Origin of the sequence: uncultured Eubacterium sp., assembly GCF_937958975.1 — a bacterium.
Taxonomy (GTDB): Bacteria; Bacillota; Clostridia; order Lachnospirales; family Lachnospiraceae; genus Eubacterium_G.
In genome coordinates this window covers 23,364-29,507 of sequence record NZ_CALGRE010000030.1, presented here as the reverse complement: position 1 = coordinate 29,507, position 6,144 = coordinate 23,364, and the positions used below count along the sequence as shown (strand labels likewise).

The window sequence follows — 6,144 nt, the reverse complement described above, 5'->3', positions numbered from 1 at the left end:
CCACGAGCATATCGCTTCGCAGCTTCTAAAAACGCTTCAATGACAATCAAATTTTGCTCATTTGATTCTGGCAAATGCGGTGGTATTGCCCCTTTACTCAAATAATGATAAAAGTCATCTGTGTGCATATGCACAGACTTTTCCAAATCTGATTCTTTTGCAACAGCAGATGCCGTTGTAGTTTTTCCTGTCCCCGGCGCACCTGTGATTACAATAATTCTACCTTGATTCATCTATGTGTTACCTCCACAACTTCTAATTTTCCAATTTAACAAATTCCGATTTGTTAAATTCTTTCTATATTCCATCTTCTTGCCCTTCGGACAAGAAGCATTCCTCGCTCAAAGAGCTCGGTCAATTCTTATTTATAAATATCCTCTGTTTTTTGCTTCTTTAATTAATTGAGGTTGAATTAAAGGATAAGTCAAATTTTCAACTAAGTTATCCGTAATTAAAATTTTCTCTATTTCACTATGTATTTCTTGAAAAGAAAATACCTCTGCAAAGAAAAGCATGCCAAATGTTTCATCGTTTATATTTTCCATCATATTTGTTTGTCCTTTAACCGAATACACACAGATTGGTTTGATGGTAAAATCTGTCGCACCCGTTTCCTCCATCAATTCCCGCTTAGCAGTAGCTAAAATATCTTCGCCACTTTCCCTATGCCCGCCTGGCACTTCATAAGTATCTCTTTCTTTATGTTTACATTATTATTTCAGAATCAAAGTACTGTTCAGTAAACAAAACTTTTTCCCATATTTGTTCTTTAGTAAATATCATATTTTGAGGTGCAACAACCCATTTTTCCTCTATATCATTATTGCGATGTATTATTGCAATAATTCTTCCAACAAATTCCTTTACAGGTTCATCTACACCTATAATATACGCATCTTGTTCTTCTCCATCTGGAGCAATTATTCCTTCAATATATCCATAATTAATCGGATAATGCATATCTTTATGCTTAGGATGATAACTTCCAAGTGGTCTGTCAACCACTACTTTTACAATATCGCCAACTACTATATTTACCTCCTCTAACTTCAATTCTCCTACCGTAGTAATTTGCTATTATCTACAAATTCTTCATCATATAGCGTTCCCGATACTCCACATAGCCATGTTTGGGATAAAATATTTTTGATTCCTCAAAACCATTTCCTCCCAGATGAATTCTTACCACTTTCTTTCCTTGATTTGCTATGTAATTTTCTGCCATTTCTAACAAAGCACTTCCAATACCTTGTCTTTTCAAATTGTATTTTACAAACAAACGATGCAGCCAAACCTCATCGGTGTCTCTTATAGAATTATATCCAATACTTCCTATAACTCTGTCTTGTTCATTAATAGCCAACCAAAACATATCTCCTGCATCCAAGTAGTTCCTTTTAATATCCAATAAATCCTCATTTAATCCCGGAACTCGACCTAAAGCATTTTTTGCTTCTAATATCATAAAAATCATATCATCACGATACTTGTCTTCATACTTAATTATTTTCATAATACTTTCCTTTAATCTTGTTATTGTCTATTATCGTAATTCCTCAATAAAAAGCTGCATTCTTCTTGTTACCAATTCATTAGATTTCATATTTTTCAAAGTATCTTTATCTACCCACTTATAATCCTGTGTTTCTCCCTGTTGAAGAGTAATGTTAGACTTGTCCCAATCCGTAATCACAATATAATCAACATATATTGAATGATGATTATGTTGAACAACCCTTCCTAGCTCCACTAAATTTGTTTCATTTATTCCTGTTTCTTCTCGCAATTCTCTTATTGCACATTCAAGTGGATTTTCTCCTTGCAATGCTGAACCTCCTGCTGTAGCTTCCCAATATTCACCATAATGCTTATTTTTGTCTCTTTGCATTAACAAATATGTACCATCTGTATGTTTAACAATAACCTCACACACTAAATGGTACATTCCATCTGGTACGGCTTCACCTCTTATTAATGTTTTATCTTTAATTGTATTTAAATTCATGTCATATGCATCCCAAAGTTCCATAATTCACGTCCTCGTACAATATTACTAATATTCTAGTTTATTTCCTATTCTATATTGTTTCAATTTTTTCTATCAATTCATCCCAATTATTAATTTTAAAATAATCAAAATCTATCTCGTCTCCCTCGTTTTGACCCTCAAATGAGTTCTTTTCTTCTGTTTTTCCTTCATACAAAACTGGAAATATTCCTGCATTATGTGCTCCATAAATATCCGCTTTTACACTATCTCCACAATACCACACTTCTTCTGCATTTAGTCCTGCTCTATTCAGCGCTATCCCAAATAGCATTTTATTTGGCTTTTTAAATATATAATCCCCGGAAGTAATTGCAAATTCCAGTTTGTTATTCGGAAGTAATCTGTTCAATCTGTCTTTCAAAGATTTTCCAGACCAACACATATTACTAATGACTCCACTCCTAATGTCATTTTTATTCAGATAATCTAATATTTTATTTGCATTTGGCATAATATCACCTTCTGATACACCATTCCATATAATGCTTTCTGCCTCTTCCAATGAAACAGATAATTCAATGTTCATGTATCCATATACTAATCGCAAAAAATTTTTCTCACAAATATCAATTCCATTGCCACACTCATTTATCTTTTTAAATGTGCTATTTACTATTTTATTAAATTCTTGAAATGAAATATTTTTAGGATTACTTTTTATGTATTGATATATTGCTTTATTCCCCTTTTCTGCATTATGTCCAATCTCATACAATAATGTATGTCCATAATCAAATAATATCATCTTCGGTTTCTGTATACTCATCTTTATATTCTCCATATATTAAATCTAAAAGTCTTCTCCATAAATCTTAATTTAGTAATTCTTGTCTAAATATCAATTATTTCTTTTGCACGATGCAACACCGGCAATTCTCTATTGGCTATAAGTTTCCCTAATCTTGTATTTGACCTATATTCATACTCTCTAATAGCTTCTTCATAAGATAATTTCAATGTTGATAAGTGAAAATTATTTCTTTCATCTTCTGTCAGTTCTTTTTCACCAAAGAATTCAACTTTGCACAAAAAATAGTTATTAATATTATGTCTATGAATCAGATTATAATAATCACTTACAACTCCGATTTTGCAGATTACATCTACTTTTACACCCAATTCTTCTTTAAGTTCTCTTTTTATTGCATCCTGCAATTCTTCACCTTCTTCAACACCCCCACCTGCTGTTTCTATAATTGTTGTCTGTCCGAAATCATCATTTCTTTCAGCTCTTACAAAATAAAAATTTCCATCCTCATCATACACTATTGCTCTGGCAATATTTCTGTTATGATCAATATATTCCATTTGCCATTGGTCATCCTGCAACTCTATATTAAGCTCCGTGGTATGAATTGTAATATTCTTATTTACATTCTTTTTCAATTTCATCAAGTATTTTTCCTTATCTTTTCTACAAGCAAATCTAATTATTTTTTTATATTTGTATCGTTCTAATATTTTTTCTATTTGAGGCAATGTATCTTTTCTAAAATCCATAATCCATTTTTGAAAATCAGGGTCCAATTTTGTTTCTATCCACGGAATATCATCACGCTTTACACCAATTCTTGATTTAACTCCTTCTAAACAATCTTTCGTTGTATAATCAAATAAAAAAATTGTGTCTGCACCTTTTATTCTTTGCTCAATAGTTGATATATAATTTCCATCAAGAATCCATTCTGATTGACTTATTATTCGATCTACCGCGCTAATCAATTCTCCCCTACTAATATGCGTTTTATCTTTCTTCCAATATATATTATCCATATGAAAAAGTTCTATTTGCAAAATTTCTGACAACTGTTTTGCAAAATAAGTTTTCCCGCTTCCCGGACATCCGATTATAATTATTTGTTTCAATTTTTTTACTCCGTGTTATGTATAATTATTTAACAAGCATATCGCTAATAAATTTTATTTTACTGTCTTTATTTTCAAAAGTACTAAAATGGTGCTTACCATCAAATTCCAACATATCACAAACTCTTTTCTTTATATCAGGAACAGTAATTTTTTCTTTTGCAATGTTTGGAGTAAACCATCCTACTTCAATACTTTCATCTGATACATTTTCATTTCCATCTATATATTTACAAATAAATGTCAAATTCACAACAGGAGGTAAAATCATTCCTTCAAGGGGACCATATCCATCTTTAGTATTCAATCTCTGATATAGACCAACAAACTTTTCCGGCTCGACAACAATGCCACTTTCCTCAAATATTTCTCTTTTTAAGCCACTTATTATATCCTCTCCCTGTTCTACCACTCCGCCAGGGATTTCCCATCCTCTACGTTTTGATTTAATCAATAAAACTTCATCGCCTTTATATACTAATCCTGCAACAGATATAAAATGTAAAGGTAAGTTTCTTGTTTTTAACCATTCGTCCATCGCTTCTCTCCTTTTCGCCTCCTAATACTAAATTTCTCTACAATTCCTTTTTCATATATCCACATGTAAATGGAAAAAAATCATATTTCTTTGTTCCAATATGTATTGCTCCATTCAACTCATACCATTTACGAAGAACTCTGTTTTCTTCTACAATAGCTATATTAATAATTCTACAGCCTAATTCTTTTGCTATATTAAAGGAATGAGCTAATAATTGTCTTCCAATGCCCTTATGTCTATACTCTGGCAATACTGCAAGAGTATTAAGTTCACATTCTCCATTTCCTTGTAACAAAAGTGAATAATATCCACACAAAACACCATCTTCTTCAAATACATACATTGGCCTATGCTCTCCATCCATATGCCAATACAGTCTATCTTGCGTAGTCGCAAAAGCTGTAAACCTAGGAGCATTTTCCTCCGTAAAACCATATTCATCTGCAACTGTCAAAAAACTTTTTTTAATAATTTCCACACATACTGGTATTTCTTCACCTCTTACTTTTCTTATCATTGCCACACCTCATAAATTCTGAATTTGTTATCATAACCTTATTGTTGTTTTCTGTAGACAATATACCCTTGTTCTAACAAATCTGATACTAAAAACTCTCTTTGAGATACCTTTCCAGTACTTCTTGTTGAATCAATAATTCTTACACGGCTTTTTTCTTCATCAATAAATTCTTTAAAAATCATTACATGTGAACGAATTGCCAAAACATCACCTTGTCTAATCTCACTAACATCAATAACTTTTGCGATATTAGGAATATCTCTTGCTGCAATCTTCTTGGGTAATCCCCAACATACAATCAGTAGCCCAGAGCAATCCACACCAACTGTATTCCAACTTCCATATCTTGAGGTATCTTCTGGAACATTACCCGCATATTTTCCATCTGCAATTCCTTGGTCAAACTCCTCAATAGAAGAAGCATTTCCCCATCCATATGCAACTCCCTTATTTTTTTCATTTGGCTTCCACCAACCACAATTTAATAATTCACCTTTCCAAGTAATATCAGGAGTATCAACATATCTACCATTTTCATCTACGCCATGCATTACATTTTTATCAGTCGGATAAAATTCATGTTCTGCATATAAAAGTGCTTTTTCAACAACTGCTTTTCCCCAAGTATTATTTTCCATTTATCAAATTTACCTTTCCTTTCAAAAAAATATGCCGTTCTCGCTTCACCGTATAATTAGTTTCCCAAAAACTTAAAATTTATAAAATAAAATGTTTCTTCATTCGTGCATACAAGGTTTGCTTATCATCATCAAGTAACAGAACCTCCTTTTTCAGAGCATAGTGGTGAGCAAATTCGGTATCTATGTATGAGTGATTGTTAATTAGTATTGCATTTTTATATCGTGGTCTCACATGTAAATGCAAATGAGGATTTGGTGTTGCTTCTTTGTAAAAATTATTCAATAAACAACTCCAATTACTTAATTCAGCTCCTAATATGTCCTTATATATATATTCTAATTTATCTATAATCGTTTTCAACTCAATCCATTCAGAAATATCCAGTTCTGAGAGACTTCCACAATGTCGGTTCAGCACCAAAATACATCTACCTACATAATCCTGTACATCTGCTAAGTAAACAGACCAATAAAGTGATTTATGCAGTAGCCATTCGTATTCTTTATAATCACACCATTCGCACAT

At 32.1% G+C, this 6,144-nt stretch carries 10 protein-coding genes and 1 pseudogene; all 11 read right to left on the bottom strand.

What is annotated here, in order from left to right:
• A partial coding sequence (locus Q5O86_RS04995; RefSeq protein WP_138286755.1) for an AAA family ATPase occupies positions 1-233 on the bottom strand: 233 nt, incomplete at its 3' end.
• Between the two features lie 132 nt (positions 234-365).
• A pseudogene (locus tag Q5O86_RS04990) lies at positions 366-683 on the bottom strand (NUDIX domain-containing protein); the annotation flags it as partial.
• 22 nt (positions 684-705) lie between these two features.
• The gene (locus Q5O86_RS04985; protein WP_302626044.1) at positions 706-1,053 is read right to left on the bottom strand and encodes an inorganic pyrophosphatase; all 348 of its coding nucleotides are present in this window, start codon (positions 1,051-1,053) and stop codon (positions 706-708) included.
• Positions 1,054-1,081: 28 nt separating this feature from the next.
• Entirely contained in the window at positions 1,082-1,513 is a 432-nt protein-coding gene (locus Q5O86_RS04980; RefSeq protein WP_302626043.1) for a GNAT family N-acetyltransferase, read from the bottom strand.
• A 30-nt stretch (positions 1,514-1,543) separates the two neighbouring features.
• Positions 1,544-2,029, bottom strand: a complete 486-nt coding sequence (locus tag Q5O86_RS04975) for an NUDIX domain-containing protein (protein WP_302626042.1) — start codon at positions 2,027-2,029, stop codon at positions 1,544-1,546.
• 49 nt (positions 2,030-2,078) lie between these two features.
• Complete coding sequence (locus Q5O86_RS04970) at positions 2,079-2,816, bottom strand: HAD family hydrolase (protein WP_302626041.1); 738 nt, start codon at positions 2,814-2,816, stop codon at positions 2,079-2,081.
• A gap of 65 nt (positions 2,817-2,881) precedes the next feature.
• Entirely contained in the window at positions 2,882-3,916 is a 1,035-nt protein-coding gene (locus Q5O86_RS04965) for an NUDIX domain-containing protein (protein WP_302626040.1), read from the bottom strand.
• Between the two features lie 25 nt (positions 3,917-3,941).
• Positions 3,942-4,454, bottom strand: a complete 513-nt coding sequence (locus tag Q5O86_RS04960) for an NUDIX hydrolase (RefSeq protein ID WP_178060467.1) — start codon at positions 4,452-4,454, stop codon at positions 3,942-3,944.
• A gap of 37 nt (positions 4,455-4,491) precedes the next feature.
• Entirely contained in the window at positions 4,492-4,974 is a 483-nt protein-coding gene (locus tag Q5O86_RS04955) for a GNAT family N-acetyltransferase (protein ID WP_302626039.1), read from the bottom strand.
• Positions 4,975-5,012: 38 nt separating this feature from the next.
• The gene (locus Q5O86_RS04950) at positions 5,013-5,615 is read right to left on the bottom strand and encodes a hypothetical protein (protein ID WP_302626038.1); all 603 of its coding nucleotides are present in this window, start codon (positions 5,613-5,615) and stop codon (positions 5,013-5,015) included.
• A 79-nt stretch (positions 5,616-5,694) separates the two neighbouring features.
• On the bottom strand, positions 5,695-6,144 hold the full coding sequence (locus tag Q5O86_RS04945; protein ID WP_302626037.1) for an HIT family protein: 450 nt from the start codon (positions 6,142-6,144) through the stop codon (positions 5,695-5,697).